Annotated in this window: 17 protein-coding genes and 1 pseudogene; 12 read left to right on the top strand and 6 right to left on the bottom strand. The window is 63.6% G+C overall.

The genetic code is table 11. The features are described from left to right. Positions 1-87: 87 nt before the first annotated feature. Positions 88-1653, bottom strand: a complete 1566-nt coding sequence (locus K3F49_RS13350) for a winged helix-turn-helix domain-containing protein (protein WP_234681372.1) — start codon at positions 1651-1653, stop codon at positions 88-90. 163 nt (positions 1654-1816) lie between these two features. On the opposite strand from K3F49_RS13350, the gene K3F49_RS39405 reads away from it, so the two are divergent. From K3F49_RS39405 to ppc, 8 genes and pseudogenes are all read left to right on the top strand, one after another. Then, positions 1817-2071: a DUF1127 domain-containing protein gene (locus K3F49_RS39405; protein ID WP_346657316.1), complete on the top strand. Its 255-nt coding sequence runs from the start codon at positions 1817-1819 to the stop codon at positions 2069-2071. Between the two features lie 12 nt (positions 2072-2083). Next, a pseudogene (locus tag K3F49_RS39400) lies at positions 2084-2179 on the top strand (enoyl-CoA hydratase/isomerase family protein); the annotation flags it as partial. 87 nt (positions 2180-2266) lie between these two features. Continuing rightward, entirely contained in the window at positions 2267-3352 is a 1086-nt protein-coding gene (locus K3F49_RS13340) for a rhomboid family intramembrane serine protease (RefSeq protein ID WP_234681371.1), read from the top strand. Positions 3353-3415: 63 nt separating this feature from the next. Further along, positions 3416-3820 carry a YccF domain-containing protein gene (locus K3F49_RS13335; RefSeq protein ID WP_234681370.1) on the top strand — a complete coding sequence of 135 codons (405 nt, stop codon included), beginning with the start codon at positions 3416-3418 and terminating at the stop codon, positions 3818-3820. 100 nt (positions 3821-3920) lie between these two features. Beyond that, positions 3921-4325, top strand: a complete 405-nt coding sequence (locus K3F49_RS13330) for a VOC family protein (RefSeq protein ID WP_234681369.1) — start codon at positions 3921-3923, stop codon at positions 4323-4325. Between the two features lie 229 nt (positions 4326-4554). After that, positions 4555-4770, top strand: coding sequence for a hypothetical protein (locus tag K3F49_RS13325; RefSeq protein WP_234681368.1), 216 nt, complete (start codon positions 4555-4557; stop codon positions 4768-4770). 176 nt (positions 4771-4946) lie between these two features. Then, entirely contained in the window at positions 4947-5588 is a 642-nt protein-coding gene (locus tag K3F49_RS13320) for a glutathione S-transferase family protein (protein WP_234681367.1), read from the top strand. Between the two features lie 838 nt (positions 5589-6426). Continuing rightward, positions 6427-9216 (top strand): phosphoenolpyruvate carboxylase, encoded by a 2790-nt coding sequence (gene ppc, locus K3F49_RS13315; protein WP_234681366.1) that lies wholly within the window; start codon positions 6427-6429, stop codon positions 9214-9216. 61 nt (positions 9217-9277) lie between these two features. Here the strand turns inward: ppc and K3F49_RS13310 are convergent, their stop codons facing one another. The 4 genes from K3F49_RS13310 to K3F49_RS13295 all read right to left on the bottom strand — a co-directional run bounded on the left by K3F49_RS13310 (position 9278) and on the right by K3F49_RS13295 (position 13041). Continuing rightward, on the bottom strand, positions 9278-10447 hold the full coding sequence (locus K3F49_RS13310; protein WP_234681442.1) for an SMP-30/gluconolactonase/LRE family protein: 1170 nt from the start codon (positions 10445-10447) through the stop codon (positions 9278-9280). A 117-nt stretch (positions 10448-10564) separates the two neighbouring features. After that, a complete protein-coding gene (locus K3F49_RS13305; RefSeq protein WP_234681365.1) occupies positions 10565-11479 on the bottom strand; it encodes an SDR family oxidoreductase in 915 nt (304 codons plus the stop codon). Positions 11480-11484: 5 nt separating this feature from the next. Beyond that, entirely contained in the window at positions 11485-12624 is a 1140-nt protein-coding gene (locus K3F49_RS13300) for a thiolase C-terminal domain-containing protein (protein WP_234681364.1), read from the bottom strand. Positions 12625-12627: 3 nt separating this feature from the next. Then, positions 12628-13041, bottom strand: coding sequence for a Zn-ribbon domain-containing OB-fold protein (locus K3F49_RS13295; RefSeq protein ID WP_234681363.1), 414 nt, complete (start codon positions 13039-13041; stop codon positions 12628-12630). Positions 13042-13217: 176 nt separating this feature from the next. Here K3F49_RS13295 and K3F49_RS13290 point away from each other — a divergent pair, with 176 nt between their 5' ends. From K3F49_RS13290 to alkB, 4 genes are all read left to right on the top strand, one after another. Further along, complete coding sequence (locus K3F49_RS13290; protein ID WP_234681362.1) at positions 13218-14567, top strand: amidase; 1350 nt, start codon at positions 13218-13220, stop codon at positions 14565-14567. Beyond that, positions 14560-15246 carry a DUF2848 domain-containing protein gene (locus tag K3F49_RS13285; RefSeq protein WP_234681361.1) on the top strand — a complete coding sequence of 229 codons (687 nt, stop codon included), beginning with the start codon at positions 14560-14562 and terminating at the stop codon, positions 15244-15246. The genes K3F49_RS13290 and K3F49_RS13285 overlap by 8 nt, the downstream gene beginning before the upstream one ends. 159 nt (positions 15247-15405) lie before the next feature. After that, positions 15406-16152 carry a 2OG-Fe(II) oxygenase gene (locus K3F49_RS13280; RefSeq protein ID WP_234681360.1) on the top strand — a complete coding sequence of 249 codons (747 nt, stop codon included), beginning with the start codon at positions 15406-15408 and terminating at the stop codon, positions 16150-16152. 9 nt (positions 16153-16161) lie between these two features. Beyond that, positions 16162-16815: a DNA oxidative demethylase AlkB gene (gene alkB / locus K3F49_RS13275; protein WP_234681359.1), complete on the top strand. Its 654-nt coding sequence runs from the start codon at positions 16162-16164 to the stop codon at positions 16813-16815. Between the two features lie 3 nt (positions 16816-16818). Here the strand turns inward: alkB and K3F49_RS13270 are convergent, their stop codons facing one another. Further along, positions 16819-18444, bottom strand: coding sequence for a thiamine pyrophosphate-dependent enzyme (locus K3F49_RS13270; RefSeq protein ID WP_234681358.1), 1626 nt, complete (start codon positions 18442-18444; stop codon positions 16819-16821). Positions 18445-18448: the final 4 nt, after the last annotated feature.

The raw sequence follows: 18448 nt of genomic DNA, 5'->3' as shown, positions 1-18448 counted from the left end.
TCGTCCTGGCGATGGCCCGGACTATGGCAGGGAAATGACACAACCGGCCAAAAGTGGTCACGCGCACATCTGATCGGTATTGCAGAGCTACTCGGGCAACCCTGCTTTCCGAAGCCCCTCGATCAAGAGCTTCGCCTTTGATTGCCCGCCACGAGCGATGTAAGTGGATATTGTAAAGGAGGGATCGTGCTCGAGCACACCAACCGCGGCCTGGCGAGCCTCAGTATCGCGTCCGAGATGGGCAAAAGCGCATGCCAGACACCGGTATGAGGCCGAATGAAAGGGGTTCTGACGAACTGCTTTCCTTGCTGCCACGATGGCCTCGTCGAAGCGGCCAAGTTCAATAAGGGCCATCGCCATTCCGATGAACGACCGATGGAGTAGCGGATCGACCGGGCTTACGCGAATGGCACGTTCAAAGCTCCTGATTGCCTCTTCCGGCAGCCCCGCTATTCGATACACCCAGCCTCTGCCATGCCACGCCTCAAATGCGTTCGGGTTGAGGGCTACCGCGCGATCTGCCATCTCGATCTCGCTTTCACAATCGCCAACCATGAAAGCCGAGACGGTAGCGGCGTTCGCCAACGTTACGGGATCGCTGTCGTCGATACTCAGTGCCAGGCGAAAAAGTCGAATCGCTTCCTTGCGGTCGAATTGAGGATCGACAGCATAGCCCATGGTCACGTTGAGCGTGTGGCACAGACTTGCCAAAGCCGCGATGAAGCTGAACCCGGGGTCCAGCTCCAAGGCGCTATGAGCAAGCCTTGTGGCCTCGGCGAACCCTTCGCGGGTTGACGCGTAATAATGCGGCAGTGCCCGAAGGTAGAAATCATAGGCCGTAAGGTTCTCTGGCCGTCGCCGCGTTGCCATGGCAATTTCTGTTTGAAGCAATTTCGGCTCGATGGCCGAAACAACGGCGACCGCGACTTCGTCCTGGAGGGCGAAAACGTCCGTCAGGTCGCGCTCGAACCTGTCCGCCCAGATGTGCGCGCCTGTAATCGCGTCAATCAACTGCCCTGCGATGCGCACCTTGTCCGACGATTTGCGCACGGACCCCTCAAGCACATAGCGCACGCCCAGCCTGCGCCCGACTTCCTTGATATCGACCGCTCTGCCCTTGAACGTGAAGCTCGAGTTTCGGGCGATGACGAACAGCCATTTGAATCGCGAAAGCGCTGTCGTGATCTCCTCGACCATTCCGTCGGCAAAATATTGCTGCTCTGGATCGCCGCTCATGTTCTCGAACGGCAATACCGCGATCGAGGGTTTGTCGGGGAGCGCAAGTGCGGGAGTTGAAGAATCCACGTGGCCGGATGAGTCCGCCGTGATGGTGGATGGCCTACCCCCCTCGTGCACCAGGCCGACGAAACGAAAGCCCTTTCGTGGCAGCGTCTTGATGAGGCGCTGTTCTTCGCCGGAATCGCCGATCGCGCTTCGGGCAGCGTTGAGACGCGTGGTCAGCGCCACATCGGATACGATGCGTCCATTCCAGATGGCGTTCACGAGGTCGTCTTTGCTGACGACACGCTCCTTATTTCGGATCAGGTAATCGAGCAGATCGAAAACCTGCGGTGCGGTAGGAACGACGTTGGAGCCACGATGCAGCTCGCGCCGGTCGGTGTCGAGAGCGTAGTCCTCGAAGAAATAGCGCACGCTACCGCTCCTTGGTCCCCCGCTGATCGTCTAACGTGCCCAGCACCGTTTGGCGCTCAAAGAATAAGCCGCAGGTAAGGAAAATGTAAGCCGGATATCAAGCGCACCCTTCGGGGTCCTGACATCCTTGTTCGGGAAAAGGTAGGTACCGAGGAGATGTCAAATGGCTACAACCTACAATGTGTCCACGCCGAGACATACGGTCGCGCCTACCCGACCCGGCCTCAGCCCGTTCGGCGATTGCTGCGTCGCCCTTTGCGTCGCCCTTGGCGAATGGTACGAGCGCCAAAGGATACGAGCCAAGTTGTTCGACTTGAGCGACAGGGAGCTCCACGATATCGGTATTTCGCGCGGCGAAATCGACTACGTCGCCTCGAACCGAGATATCGATCCACGAGGCATCCGGTCCGCAGGATGACCGCCCACGTTCTATCTCCAGCTCCTGCCGCTGTTCAAAACCCAGGACATGGCCGAAGGCATGAAGGCCTTCATGGAGAAGCGCGAGCCGAAATTCGAGGGGCGGTAGGGGACGCGGGATCACGCACGCTGGAGTAGCAATTAGTGATCGGCTCGGCTAGTTTGGCGTTCCCAAGCCAACCGCATGCGATCACCGATGCCCTCATATCGCGCCAGCTCCTTCGAAGTCCCTCATGCGGCCGTCTACGCGCTGATGACGCTGACTGTCCTTGCATCAGGATTTTGCTTCATCCAGGCGGGCGGTCCGGCGGCGTCGGCGGAGCTGCTCTATCGCTATGGCGGCATGTATTCGGGCGCGATCGGGCGGCATGAGTACTGGCGCCTGCTCGCCTATGGCTTCCTGCACGTCAACTTCGTCCACCTCACCATGAACATGCTGTGCCTCGTGCTGTGGGGTGGGCATCTCGAGCGGCGGGTCGGGCCGGCCTATTTCCTCATCATCTATCTCAGCGCGATGGTGTTCGGCGCCGTCATCGGCAATGGCATCCATTCCACGCCCTATTTGACCGTTGGCGCGTCCGGCGCCACGTCGGGCATTTTGGGCGCGCTGCTCTGCCTGTGGATTCTCGGCAAGCTCGATGTCGGGTTCGACTTCTTCGCGATCAACATCGGATTGAACATCGCGTTTGCGCTCGGCAATTCGCGGATCGACTGGGGTGTCCATCTCGGTGGTTTTGCGGCCGGGTTGATAGCCTGCGCATTGCTGGACCTGATCGAGAAGGCGAATCCTTACGCGCTTCGTTGCAAGTTTCCCGAAGTCGTGAAGGTCAATCTCACCCTGTTGGCCTGTGTGGCGGCAGTGTGGGCCTGGAACGGTCAGGCCCAGGCCATCGCCGCCGGGATGTCCGGATGGGGCCCGGCCATCGTCGTCGTGGTCGCAGGCTGTGCGGTCGTGAAGGCGGTTGATCTCGTTCTCTCCATGAGGAAGGGTCTTGCGATCGTCGTGATCGCCCTGGCTGGAGCGAACGCCGTCACCATCCTGCTTTGCGGTTTGGCTTTGGCATCGTCTTGCAGTCCGGGCTGGCCAACCGGGTCCGGTCCGCTCGATAATGTTCTCGTCATATTCTGTCCCAATCCTGTTCTCATCTCGGGTCTGGCGGCGATCGGTGCGGCCGCAGTGACGCTGTGGCTTTGCGCGAAGGAAATTTCGCGCGGGATCGAGGATGTTGGATTTGTCGCCACATCGCTGCGTGCCGAACGCAGCCGGCGTCATGGACTATGACTGCGGAGGTTGTGCTATAAGAGGGCTCATTGATCCCGGATCATCCCAAGGTTCCCAAGTCTCATGGCCCCCGTTTCCCTTCTGCTCAACGTGCTCTGGATCCTTGTCGGCGGCGCCTGGATGGCGTTCGGCTGGCTGGTGGCGTCCGTCATCATGGCCATCACCATCATCGGCCTGCCCTGGGCGCGGGCGGCGTTCAACATCGCCATTTATACGCTGTTGCCGTTCGGCTCGCGAGCGGTTAACCGCGACCAGGTCACCGGCGCGGGCGATATCGGCACCGGCCCGCTCGGGGTGATCGGCAACATCATCTGGTTCGTGCTGGCCGGCTGGTGGCTGGCGCTCGGCCACGTCCTGACGGCCGTGATTTTCGCCATCACCATCATCGGCATTCCCTTCGCCTGGGCCCACCTGAAGCTCGCGGGCATCGCGCTCTGGCCGATCGGCAAGGTAATCGTGCCGGCCTAGGCTCCCGTTTCGCAGGCGTCAGCTTTTGGCGATGAAGTGGACCTCGCCGCGCCTGATCTTCGACGCGCCCAACTCTTGTTGAACTCAGAAGGAGAGAAGGATGCTAGGGAAAGCGAAGGTGGCCACTCGTCTTCCAGCCAAGGACCTGGATCGGGCGCGGGCGTTCTATTCCGAGAAACTCGGGCTCGACCCGGTCGAACAACGCGAGGGTGGACTACGCTACATCTGCGCAAGTGGCGAGTTTGCAGTATTCGTCTCGGCCGGAGTGCAATCGGGCACGCACACGCAGATGGGCTGGGAAGTCGAGGACGTCGAGGCGACGGTGCGCGAGCTTCGCGTGCGGGGAGTGAAGTTCGAGGACTATGACCTGCCGGGCCTGAAGACTGTCGATGGAATTGCCGAGATAGCCGGGAATTACGCCAGCAAGGGTATTGGTGAGCGAGGCGCCTGGTTCCGCGACAGCGAAGGCAACCTTCTTGCAATCGGGCAGCCGGTTCGGTCCTGACGGAGGGCAGGATCCCTCATGTTGTCGACGCCCCCACCAGCCGTGACGAATGCCACGGTGATTGTAGCGCGACACAGGACCAGACGTGTCTCCGCATGAGGTGCTCGTTGAATCGAGAGTGCGGTTGATGGGACGATACGGCAGGCCGTCAAAATGGTTGGGAAAAAACGGCAAAAAGCGAGGAACGCTGAAACGTGGATCGGGTTGATCGAGCACCGTGGAGCGCTCGATGGACAGAACCTCGATCTATGACGAATTGAGCCGTGTTGAGCGCGACGTGGTCGCAGGAGAGCGCCAGCTTGCAGAACAGGAGCGGCTGGTTCTCGACTTGAAACGGGAAGGTCAAAATACTGCAAGCGCTGAAAAGGAGTTGGAACGGCTGCGTGAATGCCAGCGCCTGCGCGATCAAGACCGTCAAAGGCTCCTATCGCTCCTGCAGCCCTGAGACAGCGAAAATGCCCCCGGCCTCGCTCGTGAACCTGTAAAGCGGGAAGGGCCCGCGCTGTAGGATGACGAATATGCGTCAAGCCTTGAGCGTATGATGCGCCATCGATAATCCATTGCACGACCGGATCACCTCTGCGAATTTGTACATCTAGCCCAATCCGGGAACGCTCAACTATGCTCACCGTCTATGGCGAAGGTCGTGGCTTCCGCGTTATTTGGCTCCTCGAAGAATTAGGATTGGCTTATCGGCTGCGCCCGGTCGATCTGCTCGCAGTCGAGAATGATCGCGATTTCCTCGCGATCAACCCCGCAGGCTTCATTCCCGCACTGCAGGACGGCGAGACGATCATGGTCGAATCGATCGCGATTCTTGAGTACCTGCTCGCCCGCCACGGCTCAGGTTCGCTCGCCGTCGCCCCGGACGATCCCGCCTTCGCTTCCTATCTGCAATTTCTCCATTTGGGCGAGGCTGGGCTCGCCGGGCCGATGAACGCCGTCTTTGTCGGTCGCGAACTGGCGCCCGAAGCCGAGCGAGATGCCCGGGTTACACGCTGGGCACGCGAGACATTCGAGAGCCGGCTGGGTTTGGTTATCCGCCGCCTCGCGGATTGCCCCTATCTCGCCGGCAACCGATTCACGGCTGCCGATATCTCGGTGAGCTACGCCCTCCTGCTCGGCCTGCGAACTGGCAATTACGTCCCCGGTTCGACCGAGCGGGACTATCTCGCCCGCACGACGGCACGCCCGGCCTACGCCCGGGCGATGGAAAGCTGCCAGGCCACCAAGGCTTGGGCGGCGAGGTCACCCGGAGTGTAGTGCTCGCTTCAGCACGGCCAGACAATGCTGCGTCCACCGAGTCTCGCGTCATCCGACGGGCAAAACAGCCATATGAAGGTCAAGGACGGAACATCAAATATTCTGATTGACCGAATTCGTAGTTTCGGGTAAACCGCAAAGCATCCCGGCCCGTCAGAGGGGCGTTTCGCGATCGTCACGATACGTAGGCCGGGATGCGATGGACGCGGCAGCGCCGACGCGTGACGGGATGGCAGGGCGGGCTAAACCCGTGAACCATCGCGATCCGCGGGATCGACACGACGCCGTCACAGCGTTTCTTTCGGCTTCGGAGGCGAGCACGCGCGAGCTTCCGAATGATTGGGGAGGGACGTCCGCGGACGGCAAAAGCGTGTGGTCCTGACGCCCGGAGTCTGTTGCGTCAAGGCTTGCGGCGATGTGAGCTGCCCGACCGGGCGCGCGCATCGGTCATCCGCAAGGCGACGGGGGCAATAGTGCATCGCTCCCCGGGGAGAGCGCGCCATACGCCGTAAAACCATTGCGCAGGGAAGGCCGGGATGTCCCGGCGTCACCTGTGGTCAACCCGCGTGCGTTTCTCGCGTGCGGACCCTGGGTGCCTGCCGGCGCCCGGCCTTCCCTGCGCCCCTTCTTCTCGATGAGGGCGAAACCGGACAGCAAAGCTTCGAGCGCCTGCGCTGCGAGACGGAGAAAGTGTGCGCGCGCCGCTGTGCGAGACCCATCCTGCCAGGGTCAGCCGTGTTGCCGCGCCGCCACCAAGTTCATCTTGCACCGCGGTAGACAAATATCGCACACTCGTTAGGCCGGGGAGCCATTGGGAGCTCTACAAGAGGAGCCAGCCATGTCCCTCCAGACAGTACCGTCCGACGCCGCTGAGCCGCGCTCCAACCGCCCTGAGGACGCCCAGGCGCTGGAAGCTGATGTGCGGCTGCGGGACGATATCCGCCTGCTCGGGCGCATCCTGGGCGACACGGTGCGCGACCAGGAGGGCGCAGATGTGTTCGACCTGGTCGAGCGCATCCGGCAGACCTCGATCCGGTTTCACCGCGACGAGGACCGGGTAGCGCGCCGCGAGCTCGAGCAGATCCTCGACAGTATGTCGACCTCCGAGACGGTGCGGATCGTCCGTGCCTTCAGCTACTTCTCCCACCTCGCCAACATCGCCGAGGACCAGAACAACATCCGCCAGATGCGTGCCGGCAAGGGCGGCGGCTCCGGCGTGCTGGCGGAGACGCTGGCCAAGGCCAAGGGTGCGGGAATCAGCACCGACATGCTGCGCAATTTCTTCAAGAGCGCGCTGGTCAGTCCGGTGCTGACGGCCCACCCGACCGAAGTCCGCCGCAAAAGCACCATGGACCGCGAGATGGAGGTCGCTAGCCTGCTCGATCGCCGCGAGCGGGTCTCCTTGACCGCGGACGAGGCCGACGCGAGCGACGAGCAGCTGCGCCGCGAGGTGCTGACGCTGTGGCAGACCAATCTGTTGCGCCGGACCAAGCTCACCGTGCTCGACGAGGTCGCCAACGGCTTGTCGTTCTACGATTACACCTTCCTGCGCGAGGTGCCGCGGCTGGTCAATGTGCTGGAAGACCGGCTGGAGGAGGGCGGCGAGCAGGCGGCCAGCGAGCTCGCCTCGTTCCTGCGCATGGGCAGCTGGATCGGCGGCGACCGCGACGGCAATCCCTTCGTGACCGCCGACGTGATGCGCGGCACGCTGCGCCTGCAGTCAAGCCGCGTGATGCAGTTTTATCTGAACGAGCTGCACGTGCTCGGCTCGGAGCTGTCGATCGCAGCCCATCTCGCCGACGTCTCGGAAGAGCTGCGCACGCTGGCGGAGCGCTCGCCCGATACGTCGCCGCACCGGAGCGGCGAGCCCTATCGCCTGGCGGTCTCCGGCATCTATGCCCGCCTGACGGCGACGGCCGAGAAGCTCGAGGTCGAGATCACCCGCCGTCCCGTCGGCAAGGGCGCGCCCTATGAGAGCGTCAAAGAGCTTCAGGCCGATCTCGACGTGCTGCACCGCTCGCTGATCTCCAACAACGCCCGCGTCATCGCCCGCGGCCGGCTGCGGCTGTTGCGGCGCGCAGTGGATTGCTTCGGCTTCCATCTGGCGCGGCTCGACATCCGCCAGAACTCGGCGGTGCACGAACGCACCATCGCCGAGCTGATGGATGCCGCCAATCCCGGCATGTCCTATCTCGCGCTCGGCGAGGACGCGCGCATCTCGCTGCTCACCAACGAATTGCGTTCTACGCGCGCGCTGGTGTCGCCGTTCGTCAAGTACAGCGACGAGACCATGGGCGAACTGAACGTCTTCCATGCCGCAGCAGAAGCGCATGCGAAGTTCGGCTCGGATGCCATTCCCCAATGCATCATCTCGATGTGCAAGGGCATGTCCGACATGCTCGAGGTCGCGGTGCTGCTGAAGGAGGTGGGCCTGGTCCATCCGTCCGGCCGCAGCGCCATCAACATCGTGCCACTGTTCGAGACCATCGAGGATCTGCAGGCGTCAAGCGGCATCATGGATCGCATGCTGTCGCTGCACGATTACCGCCGCCTCGTCGACAGCCGCGGCAGCGTGCAGGAGGTCATGCTCGGCTATTCCGACTCGAACAAGGATGGCGGCTTCGTCACCTCGGGCTGGGAGCTCTACAAGGCCGAGATCGGCCTCGTCGACGTGTTCGAGCGCCATGGCGTCCGCCTGCGCCTGTTCCACGGTCGCGGCGGCTCCGTCGGCCGCGGCGGCGGACCGAGCTACGACGCCATCGTCGCCCAGCCGGGCGGCGCGGTGAACGGCCAGATCCGCATCACCGAGCAGGGCGAGATCATCTCGTCGAAATATTCCAACGCGGAGGTTGGTCGCAACAATCTCGAAATCCTGGCGGCGGCGACGCTGGATGCGAGCCTGTTGCAGCCGAGCCAGAGCGCGCCGCGCCGCGAATATCTCACTGCGATGGACGAGCTTTCAAATCTCGCCTTCAAGGCCTATCGCGGCCTCGTCTACGAGACCGACGGTTTTGTCGATTATTTCTGGGGCTCGACCGTGATCAACGAGATCGCGACGCTGAATATCGGCAGCCGTCCGGCCTCGCGCAAGAAGACCCGCGCGATCGAGGATTTGCGCGCGATCCCCTGGGTGTTCTCCTGGGCGCAGTGCCGCCTGATGCTGCCGGGCTGGTACGGCTTTGGCAGCGCGGTCGAGCAATGGATCGCGGAACATCCGGACAAGGGCATGCCGTTCCTGAAAGAGCTCTACAAGGAATGGCCGTTCTTCCGCATGCTGCTGTCGAACATGGACATGGTGCTGGCGAAAAGCTCGATCGCGATCGCCTCGCGCTATGCCGAGCTGGTGCCGGACGAAGCCCTGCGCGAGAAGATCTTCGGCCGTATCCGCCGCGAATGGCATTCCTGCATCGAGACGTTGCTCGACATCATGGATCAGGACCGGCTGCTGCAAGGCAACCCGCTGCTGGAGCGCTCCGTGCGTCACCGCTTCCCTTATCTCGACCCGCTCAACCACGTGCAGGTCGAGCTTTTGAGGGCGCACCGCGCGCAGAACCCGGACGAGCAGGTGCTGCGCGGGATTCAGCTCACGATCAATGGTATTTCGGCGGGGCTGAGGAATACGGGTTGAGGGGGAGTAGCGAACAGAAGGGCGTGCCGCCAACTATTCGCCGCTCCCACTCGCTATTCGCTCATGGCTTCATTGCGCCCTGCACACCCGTATAGACCGCGTAGAGTGAACTCGATCCGCAGATGTACAGCCGATTTCGCTGCTGGCCGCCGAAGCAGAGGTTGGCGACGGTTTCCGGAATGTGAATCTTGCCGAGCAGATCACCCTCCGGAGTGTAGCAACGCACCCCGTCTTCATTCGGATCGCCCCAACCGACGGAGCACCAAACGCGTCCGGCTGTGTCAGTTCGCAATCCGTCGGTAATGCTGGGCTTTGGCATCTCAGCAAAGACCTTGCCGTTCGATATCTTTCCGCCCGCGACATCGAGATCGAACACGCGGATATGCGACGGGTTCTCCGGCCCGTCCGTAAAGCCGGTGTCGATGACATAGAGCTTCTTCTCGTCGGGCGAAGCCGCGATGCCATTGGGCTCCACGAAATCGTCGGCAACAACCTTGACGTCTCCGGATTTCGGATCCACCCGGTAGACGTTGTGCTTTTCCTGCTCAGGATCGGCCTTGACGCCTTCGTAATAGCCGCCGATGCCATAGGCCGGATCGGTGAACCAGATCGCGCCATCGGAGGTGACGATCACATCATTCGGCGAATTCAGCTTCTTGCCATTGTATTTGTCGGCGATGATCGTGATCGAGCCGTCGAGTTCGGTGCGAGTGACCCGTCGGCCGCTATGCTCGCATGTAAGCAAACGTCCTTCGCGATCGATCGTGTTACCGTTCGAATTCATCGACGGTTGGCGGTACACACTGCAGTGACCGTCATCCTCCGAGAAGCGCATGATCCGGTTGTTGGGAATGTCGCTGAACAGCACGTACCGCCCGGCCGGGAAGTAGACCGGGCCCTCGGCCCATCGGAAGCCGGTTGCGACACGCTCGACCGCCATGGTGCCGGCGAAGGCCGGGAAACCGGGGGGGCCGAACGTTGGCGGTCCTCCCTTCTTGGCGGATTCGAGGTGGGAGTCCGGGTAGCGGCTGCCGGGAAGTGGTCCCAGGGGCAATGGCGCCGTCGACCTCGTCGGCGTGCCGGTCTGGCCCAACGGCGCGACGGTGGCCGCCAAGGCCGCGTTCATGGTGACGCCTGTCGCGGCCACCGCAGCCGCCGCGCCTTTCAGGAGAGTGCGGCGCCCGAGATGGGGCTCGTCAGTGCCGGTAGCAATGGTCAGTGATTTTGTCATAGTCGCCTCCCATTTTTGTTTGTTGGAAGGAAACCATTCGCCCGCAATCGGGCGTAATGCGGGCGATCTCCGGTCGGACAACCGGAGATCGCAGCGCAACAAAAGCCGGGAATCCGTTTAGACCGGATCCCACGGGAAGATGTCGGCCGAGCGGTCGAGCCTGTAGAACGAGCCCTTCAGCGCCGGCATGCCATGTTCCGCGATCGATTGCGGCGTCCAGCCTTCGCCGCGATGAACCGAGCGCAGCGGGCGGTTCTGGCTGAACAGGAACAGCTCGTTCATGCGCGCGCCGAAGATCTGGCCGGAGACGTCCTTGGCGGCATCAGAGAGCAGGTAAGCGCAGATCGGCGCGATCTTCTCGGGGCCCATCTGCTTGATCTTCTCGACGCGCGCCTTCTCGGCCTCGGTCTCGGTCGGGATGGTACCGATCATGCGGGTCCAGGCGAACGGCGAGACGCAGTTGGAGCGGACGTTGAAGCGGCCCATGTCGAGTGCGATCGACTTGGACAGGCCGATGATGCCGAGCTTGGCGGCGGCGTAGTTGGCCTGGCCAAAGTTGCCGATCAGGCCGGAGGTCGAGGTGAAGTGCACGAAGGAGCCGGACTCCTGCTCGCGGAAGATGCGTGCGGCGGCGTGCGAAACGTAGAACGAGCCCATCAGATGCACCTTGATGACGGCCTCGAACGCCTCCACGCTCATCTTGTGGAAGATCATGTCGCGCAAGATGCCGGCATTGTTGACGACGCCGTCGAGCCGGCCGAAATGATCGGTCGCGGTCTTCACGATCTTGCTCGCCGGGACGGCTTCCGCCACCGACTCGAAGTTGGGGACGGCAATGCCGCCGCGCTTCTTGATCTCCTCGACCACTTCCTCGGCGGGCGTGGCGCTTGTACCGGCACCATCGGCGGCCCCGCCGGGATCGTTGACGACGACCTTGGCGCCTTCGGCTGCGCAAAGCAGCGCGATCTCGCGCCCGATGCCGCGGCCTGCGCCGGTGACGATGATGACCTTGTCCTGCAGTGATTTGCTCATGTGGGTTACCTCTCGTTCGTAAACACGATCGTGCCACTCGCCGCGAACATGCCGCCGACGCCGTGGCACACCGAAATCTTCGCATTCGGCACCTGTGCCGGCGCGATGCCGCGCATCTGGCGCACACTCTCTTGGAGCGCATACATGCCGTACATGCCGGAATGCATGTAGGACAGGCCGCCGCCATTGGTGTTGAGCGGCAGCTTGCCGCCGGGGCGCGTATTGCCGTCCGCGATGAACTTGCCGGTCTCCTCGTGCGGCATGAAGCCGAGGTCGCCGAGGCCGAACAGCGGCAGATGCGCGAATGCGTCGTAGATCATGAGATGATCGACGTCCTTGTGGGCGATTCCGGCCTCCTTGAAGGCGAGGGGACCTGCCGTCTTGAAGGCACGCGAGGAATTAAATGTCTCCATCTGGCTGACCATCGGCGTCTCGACGCTCTCGCCGGTGCCCATGATGTAGACGGGCTTGCGCGGAAAATCCTTGGCGCGGTCGGCCGAGGTCAGGATCAGCGCGCCGCCGCCGTCGGTGACGAGGCAGCATTGCAGCAGGCGGAACGGATAGGCAATCATGCGCGAGTTGAGGACGTCGGCGACCGTGATCGGGTCCTTCATCATCGCCCGCGGATTCTTCGCCGCCCATTCGCGCTGGACGACCGCGACCGAGGCGATCTGCTCATGCGTGATGCCGTAGGTCTTCATGAAGCGCAGCACGGGGATCGGGAACATGCTGGGCGGGCCGTAAACTCCGAACGGTGCCTCGAACTGGCCTTGCAGGCTGTCTGCAGGGATCGAGCGTGGCGCCTTGCCGATCATCGACTTGCCGCTCTCGGCATGCGTGATCAGCACCGTCTTGCAGAGACCAGCCTCGATCGCCGCCGCGGCATGGCGGACGTGCAGCATGAAGGAGCAGCCGCCGACCGAGGTGCCATCGACCCAGGTTGGCTTGATGCCGAGATAGTGACAGACCTGCTGCGGTGTCTCGACCGCGGTGGCAAAGCCGTCGATGTCCGAGAGTTTCAGTCCGGCATCAGCGATGGCGTTGAGCGCCGCATCCGCGTGAAGCTGGAGCTGTGAGGCGTTGGGGATGACGCCGAGCTCGGTGGTCTCGGCCGCACCGACGACGGCAACCTGGTTCTTGCGCATGGTTTATCCCTTCGCCGGACGGAACACGGGGAGGGTGATCTTGTCGTCAAGTGCCTCGAACGCGACCTCGAGCTTCATGTCAAGCTCGAGCGCCTCCGGCGTCTGCGGGCAATCGATGATATTGCTCATCATCCGCGGCCCCTCGGCCAACTCGACCACCGCGATCGCGTAAGGCGGCGTGAAACCGGGCGCGGCGGGGCGGTGGTTGATCACGTAGCTGTAGAGAAAACCCTTGCCGCTCGCCTTGAACACGGAGACCTTGCGCGCGGCGCAGGACGGGCAGAACGGCCGCGGAGGGAAGTAGACATGTGCGCAGGCGTCGCAGCGCTGCAGGCGCAGTTCGCCCGCTTTCGTGCCATCCCAGAAATGCTGGGTTTCCGGCGTCGGTTTCGGTCGCGCACGCTGCGGTTCGGCCATCTCGGAAAACCTCCCAAAGGACAGGCTTCGCGCCCGCCTGTTTCGATCTTGATGCGACAATCGGCTATCGTGCGTCAACGGTCCAGCAGGCAGCATGCATGCCATCATGCGCACAATGCTTGTGTCGAACTGAGCCGGCGCTATAGATTGCGCGTGCAATATTCCGTGAGACAGACATGCCCGATTTTCCGACACTGGCGAAGCTCGCCGACGACCTCGAAAGCGGCCGCACGACCTCCCGAAAACTGGTCGAGGCGTGCATCGCCAAGATCGCCGATCCCGCCGGCGAGGGCCAGCGCACCTTCATCCATGTCGACAAGGACGCCGCGCTTGCGACGGCGGACGCAATGGACGCCTTGCGCAAGGCCAAGGCTGCGCCGTCGCGCTATGCCGGTATTCCGGTCTCGATCAAGGATCTCTTCGACATCAAGGGCCAGGTGACGCGCGCAGGCTCCCGCGCGCTCGACGATTCGCCGCCCGCAGAGCAGGATGCCGCCACCGTTGCGCGGCTCCGCAAGGCTGGCTTTGTCGTGATCGGGCGCACCAACATGACCGAGTTCGCCTATTCCGGCATCGGCATCAATCCGCACTACGGTACGCCGAAAGGCGCCTGGAACCGGGCCGAAGGCCACGTGCCCGGCGGCTCGTCCTCGGGCGCGGCGGTCTCCGTGCTCGACGGCATGGCGCATGGCGCGCTCGGCACCGATACCGGCGGTTCCTGCCGCATTCCCGCGGCCTATAACGGTATCGTCGGCTACAAGCCGACGCAGCGCCGCGTGCCGCTCGATGGCGCGGTGCCGCTGTCGTTCTCGCTCGACAGCATCGGGCCGTTGGCGCGATCGGTCAGCTGCTGTGCCATTCTCGACGCCGTGCTCGCGAACGAGCCGATCGTTGCGCTGAAGCCGCGTCCCGTGAAAGGCATGCGGCTTGCGGTGCCGACCACGATCGCGCTCGACGACCTCGACGCGCCCGTGGCCGATACCTTCGAGCGCGCGCTGAAGTCGCTCGCCGATCACGGCGCCATCATCGAGCGCATCGAGATGGCCGAATTCCACGATATCGGACCGATGAACGCCAAGGGCGGCTTTGCCGCGTCCGAAAGCTATGCCTGGCATCGCTATCTCATCACGTCCAAGGGCGACGTCTACGACCCCAGGGTCTCCGTGCGCATCATGCGCGGCGAGGCGCAGAGCGCAGCCGACTACATCGATCTCCTCAACGAGCGCCGCTCGCTGATCGCCCGCGTCAATGCGCGCATCGCGCCCTATGACGCGCTGGTGCTGCCGACCACCGCCAACACGCCGCCGAAGATTTCGGATCTCGCCGACGACAAGGCGTTCACCACGCAAAACCTGCGCGCGCTGCGCAACTGCACCCTGATCAACATGATCGACGGCTGCGCCATCTCGCTGCCGGCACATCGCGCGGGCGACGTCCCCGTCGGCCTGATGCTTGCGGGCGCGGGCGGATCCGACCGTCGTATCTTTGAACTTGCTGCCGGCATGGAGGCCGTCATTCGTGTTTGACCTGACTTTCACCGTCGATGCCCAGGACACCAACACGCCGCTGACTTTGGCGATCGACCAGATGGTCATCGCCGGCTGGACCGGCCGCGATCCGGTCGCGCGCGACAAGCATATTGCCGAGCTGCAGGAGATGGGCATCGCCCCGCCGGCCTCGACGCCGATCTACTACCGCGCCTCGGCGCGGCGGCTGACCCAGGAGGACAGCATCGAATGCACCGGCGGCGATTCCTCCGGCGAGGTCGAGTTCGCGCTGATCGGCTGGCAGGGCCGCGTCCTCGTCGGCTGCGGCTCCGACCACACCGACCGTAAGGTCGAGGCCTATAACGTCACGGTGTCCAAGCAGATGTGCGACAAGCCGATCGCTTCCACGCTGTGGGAGCTCGAGGACGTCATCGGCCATTGGGACAGGATGATCCTGCGCTCCTACGCCACCATCAAAGGCGAGCGCGTGCTCTACCAGGAAGGCACGCTGGACGCGATGCTGCCGGTCGCCGACCTCATCGCGCGCGGCTTCGAGGGTGGGAAATTCCCCGACGGCTGCGCCATGTTCGGCGGCACATTTGCGGCCAAGGGCGGCATCCGCCCGGCGGATCGCTTCGATTTCGAGCTGGAGGATCCCGTGCTGAAGCGGACGATCAAGCACGGCTACGATGTGGTGACGCTTCCGGTGAGGGGCTGAGACGTCTCTCTCCGCGTCATTGCGAGCGAAGCGAAGCAATCCAGACTGGTTCCGCGGAGGGATTCTGGATTGCTTCGTCGCAAGGGCTCCTCGCAATGACGGGAAGAGAGTCGGGAATCGGGTGGCAAAGGGCGGGATTGCTTTGCGAAGGTGGCGGCCATGACAGCAGCAGCACGCAAATCCCCCGATAAGCTCTCCGTCGACGTCATCGACCACGTCGATGCCCTCGGCTGGCCCCAAATCACCGGCGAACTCGACACCCAGGGCTGCGCGGTCCTGAAGGGCCTGCTGACGCCGGATCAATGTCGCTCTGTCACCGCCCTCTATCCCGACGACGCGCACTTCCGCAGCCGCATCGTGATGGGCCGCCATGGCTTTGGCCGCGGCGAGTACAAATATTTTGCCTATCCGCTGCCTGATCTGATCGCGCAGCTGCGCCCCACGCTCTACGCGCATCTCCAGGATGTCGCCAATCGCTGGAACGAGGCGATGGGGATCGACATCCGCTATCCCACGGCGCATGCGGCTTTCCTCAAGCGCTGCCATGAAGCGGGGCAGGCGCGCCCGACGCCCTTGCTGCTGCAATATGAGGCTGGCGACTACAACTGCCTGCATCAGGACCTCTACGGCGAGCACGTGTTCCCGCTCCAGGTGGCGATCCTCCTGTCCGAGCCCGGTCGCGATTTCAGCGGCGGCGAGTTCGTGCTGACCGAGCAGCGCCCGCGCATGCAGTCGCGCGCCGAGGTGGTGCCGCTGGCGCAGGGCGACGCGGTTGCCTTCGCTGTGCATCATCGCCCGGTGCAGGGCACACGCGGTACGTATCGCGTTAATCTGCGCCATGGCGTCAGCCGGATCAGGTCCGGCCAGCGCCACACGCTGGGTGTGATTTTTCACGATGCCAAATGAGCGGAACCGTTGACGGCAGATTTGTTCGATCATGTTGCCGAGGCGCAGCCGTCGCGCGAAAAAATCGCCGACGGCGCCGTGCTGTTGCGCGGCTTCGTCAAGCCGATCGAGGGTGAGCTGATCGAGGCCGTGCGCGCCATCGTGGCGCAATCGCCGTTCCGCCGCATGACCACGCCCGGCGGTCATCTGATGTCGGTCGCGATGACCAATTGCGGCGAGCGCGGCTGGATCACCGATCACACCGGCTATCGCTATGATCCGATCGATCCGCGGACCGAGGCGCCATGGCCCGCGATGCCGCCGGTGCTCCGTGATCTGGCCCGCCACGCTGCGGAGGAGGGTGGCTTCGAAAACTTTGCGCCCGACGCGTGCCTCGTCAATCGCTACGAGCCCGGCACGCGGCTGTCGCTGCATCAGGACAAGGACGAGCTGGATTATTCGGCACCGATCGTCTCGGTCTCGCTCGGGCTGCCCGCAACCTTTCTGTTCGGCGGACTGGCGCGCAGTGACAAGCCGCGCCGCTTCCGGCTCGTCCATGGCGACGTCGTGGTCTGGGGCGGCGCCAACAGGCTCGCCTATCACGGCGTCGCGCCGCTCGCCGACGGCGAGCATGCGCTGCTCGGCCGCAAGCGGATCAATCTGACGTTTCGCAGGACGCGCTGACGTTTAAGGTTTCGGCGGGTGAATGAACGCCCACGGACTGACTTCGGAGTCCCGAGTCACCTCGACCGAGATCAGATACGGTCCGCCATGGCTAAGCGCCTTCTCCATCGCCGCCTTGAACTGGTTCGGCGCGGTGACGCGCGCGGCAGCAACGCCGAAAGACTCTGCAAGCTTGACGAAGTCCGGATTGACGAGATCGGATGCCACCACGCGGCCGTCAAAGCGTTCGCGCTGGTCGCGGCGGACATTGCCGTAGGCGTTGTTGTTGAACACCAGCGTCACCACGCCGATGTTGAACTGCACGGCGGTGGCAAGCTCCTGCACGCCGAACATGAAGCCGCCGTCGCCGGTGATCGCCACCACCGGCTTGTCGGGATTGGCGACCTTGGCGCCGAGCGCGGTCGGGAAGCCGGAGCCGAGCGTGCCCTGATAGCCCGAGGTGATGAAGGTGCGCGGCTCGTAGATCGGAAAGCCGTACCAGGAAGCGAAGCCGAACTGCGACAGCTCGTCGGTCACGATCGCGTTCGCCGGCAATACGTCGCGCAGGATGTTCAGATACGCCATCTGCGGCTGGATGCGCTGGATCTCCTGCTGTGCGATCGCCGTCGCCTCGCGGATCGCGGCGCGGCGGCCGGCGGTCTTGCTGTAGCCGGCCTTGCTGACGGCGGCGGCGAGATCGGCCGTGGCCGCCTTCGCATCGGCGACGATGGCGGTGTCGGAGATGAAGCGCCGCATCTCGACCGGATCGATGTCGATGCGGATGCTCTTCAACCCGTCGGGGCGATAGGGCCAGCGCGACATGGTCGGCAGCTCCAGCCGCGAGCCGATGCCGATCATCAGATCCGTCTTCGGCCACAACTTGTAGGCGGCGGCCATGGTGAGGCCGAGGTCATGCGCATTGGAGACGATGCCGCGGCCGCTGCGGAAGGCGACGACGGGTGCGTCGATCATCTCGGCGAGCTCGAGGATCTCCTCGCGCGCGTCGATCGCGCCGCTGCCGACGAAGATCATCGGCGCCTTACTGCGCTTGATCAGCGCTGCGGCCTGCTTGATCATGTCAGGGTCGGGCCGGGGTGCGGGCAGGGGCTCCAGCACCTGCGCGGCGGCCGTGTCGGCGCGCTGAGTAAAAATGTCCCAGGGCATTTCGACCGAGGCGGGGCCGCGCCGTCCCGATGTCATCTCCTGGAAAGCACGCGCCACGGTCGTCGGCGCATTGCCGGGATGTTCGATGCGATCGGCCCATTTCACATAGGTGCGCAAGGTGGCGAGCTGGTCCGGCATCTCGTGCAGATGGCCGCGGCCCTTGCCGAGAAACTGCGTCGGCACCTGGCCGGTCACGCACAGCACCGGCTCGTTGCAGCCGTAGGCGGTGAGTAGCGCCGCGCTGGCGTTGAGCACGCCGGGGCCGGGCACAACGCTGAACACGCCGGGCCTGCCGCTGGCGCGTGCATAGCCGAACGCCATGTAGCCACAGGCCTGCTCGTGCCGTGCCCCGATCACCTTGAGCTGGGCCTGGTGGAAGGCGTCGAACAGGCCGTAGACCTGCGCGCCGGGCAGGCCGAACACGGTGTCGACGCCATGGGCGACGAGCCCGCTTACGATCGCTTCGCCGCCGGTGAGGGTGGTCATCATA

This window comes from Bradyrhizobium monzae, from assembly GCF_021458635.1.
Taxonomy (GTDB): Bacteria; Pseudomonadota; Alphaproteobacteria; order Rhizobiales; family Xanthobacteraceae; genus Bradyrhizobium.
The sequence above is the reverse complement of the archived record's forward strand: the minus strand, read 5'-3'. Positions and strand labels throughout refer to the sequence as shown.

Coding starts and splice junctions, on each gene's coding strand:
- K3F49_RS13330 (WP_234681369.1), top strand. CDS start 3,921: ATGCTAGGGAAAGCGAAGGTGGCCACTCGTCTTCCAGCCAAGGACCTG.
- K3F49_RS13310 (WP_234681442.1), bottom strand. CDS start 10,447: ATGACAAAATCACTGACCATTGCTACCGGCACTGACGAGCCCCATCTC.
- K3F49_RS39405 (WP_346657316.1), top strand. CDS start 1,817: ATGGCTACAACCTACAATGTGTCCACGCCGAGACATACGGTCGCGCCT.
- K3F49_RS13295 (WP_234681363.1), bottom strand. CDS start 13,041: ATGGCCGAACCGCAGCGTGCGCGACCGAAACCGACGCCGGAAACCCAG.
- K3F49_RS13280 (WP_234681360.1), top strand. CDS start 15,406: ATGACAGCAGCAGCACGCAAATCCCCCGATAAGCTCTCCGTCGACGTC.
- K3F49_RS13325 (WP_234681368.1), top strand. CDS start 4,555: ATGGACAGAACCTCGATCTATGACGAATTGAGCCGTGTTGAGCGCGAC.
- K3F49_RS13335 (WP_234681370.1), top strand. CDS start 3,416: ATGGCCCCCGTTTCCCTTCTGCTCAACGTGCTCTGGATCCTTGTCGGC.
- K3F49_RS13290 (WP_234681362.1), top strand. CDS start 13,218: ATGCCCGATTTTCCGACACTGGCGAAGCTCGCCGACGACCTCGAAAGC.
- K3F49_RS13320 (WP_234681367.1), top strand. CDS start 4,947: ATGCTCACCGTCTATGGCGAAGGTCGTGGCTTCCGCGTTATTTGGCTC.
- ppc (WP_234681366.1), top strand. CDS start 6,427: ATGTCCCTCCAGACAGTACCGTCCGACGCCGCTGAGCCGCGCTCCAAC.
- K3F49_RS13305 (WP_234681365.1), bottom strand. CDS start 11,479: ATGAGCAAATCACTGCAGGACAAGGTCATCATCGTCACCGGCGCAGGC.
- K3F49_RS13300 (WP_234681364.1), bottom strand. CDS start 12,624: ATGCGCAAGAACCAGGTTGCCGTCGTCGGTGCGGCCGAGACCACCGAG.
- K3F49_RS13270 (WP_234681358.1), bottom strand. CDS start 18,444: ATGACCACCCTCACCGGCGGCGAAGCGATCGTAAGCGGGCTCGTCGCC.
- K3F49_RS13340 (WP_234681371.1), top strand. CDS start 2,267: ATGCCCTCATATCGCGCCAGCTCCTTCGAAGTCCCTCATGCGGCCGTC.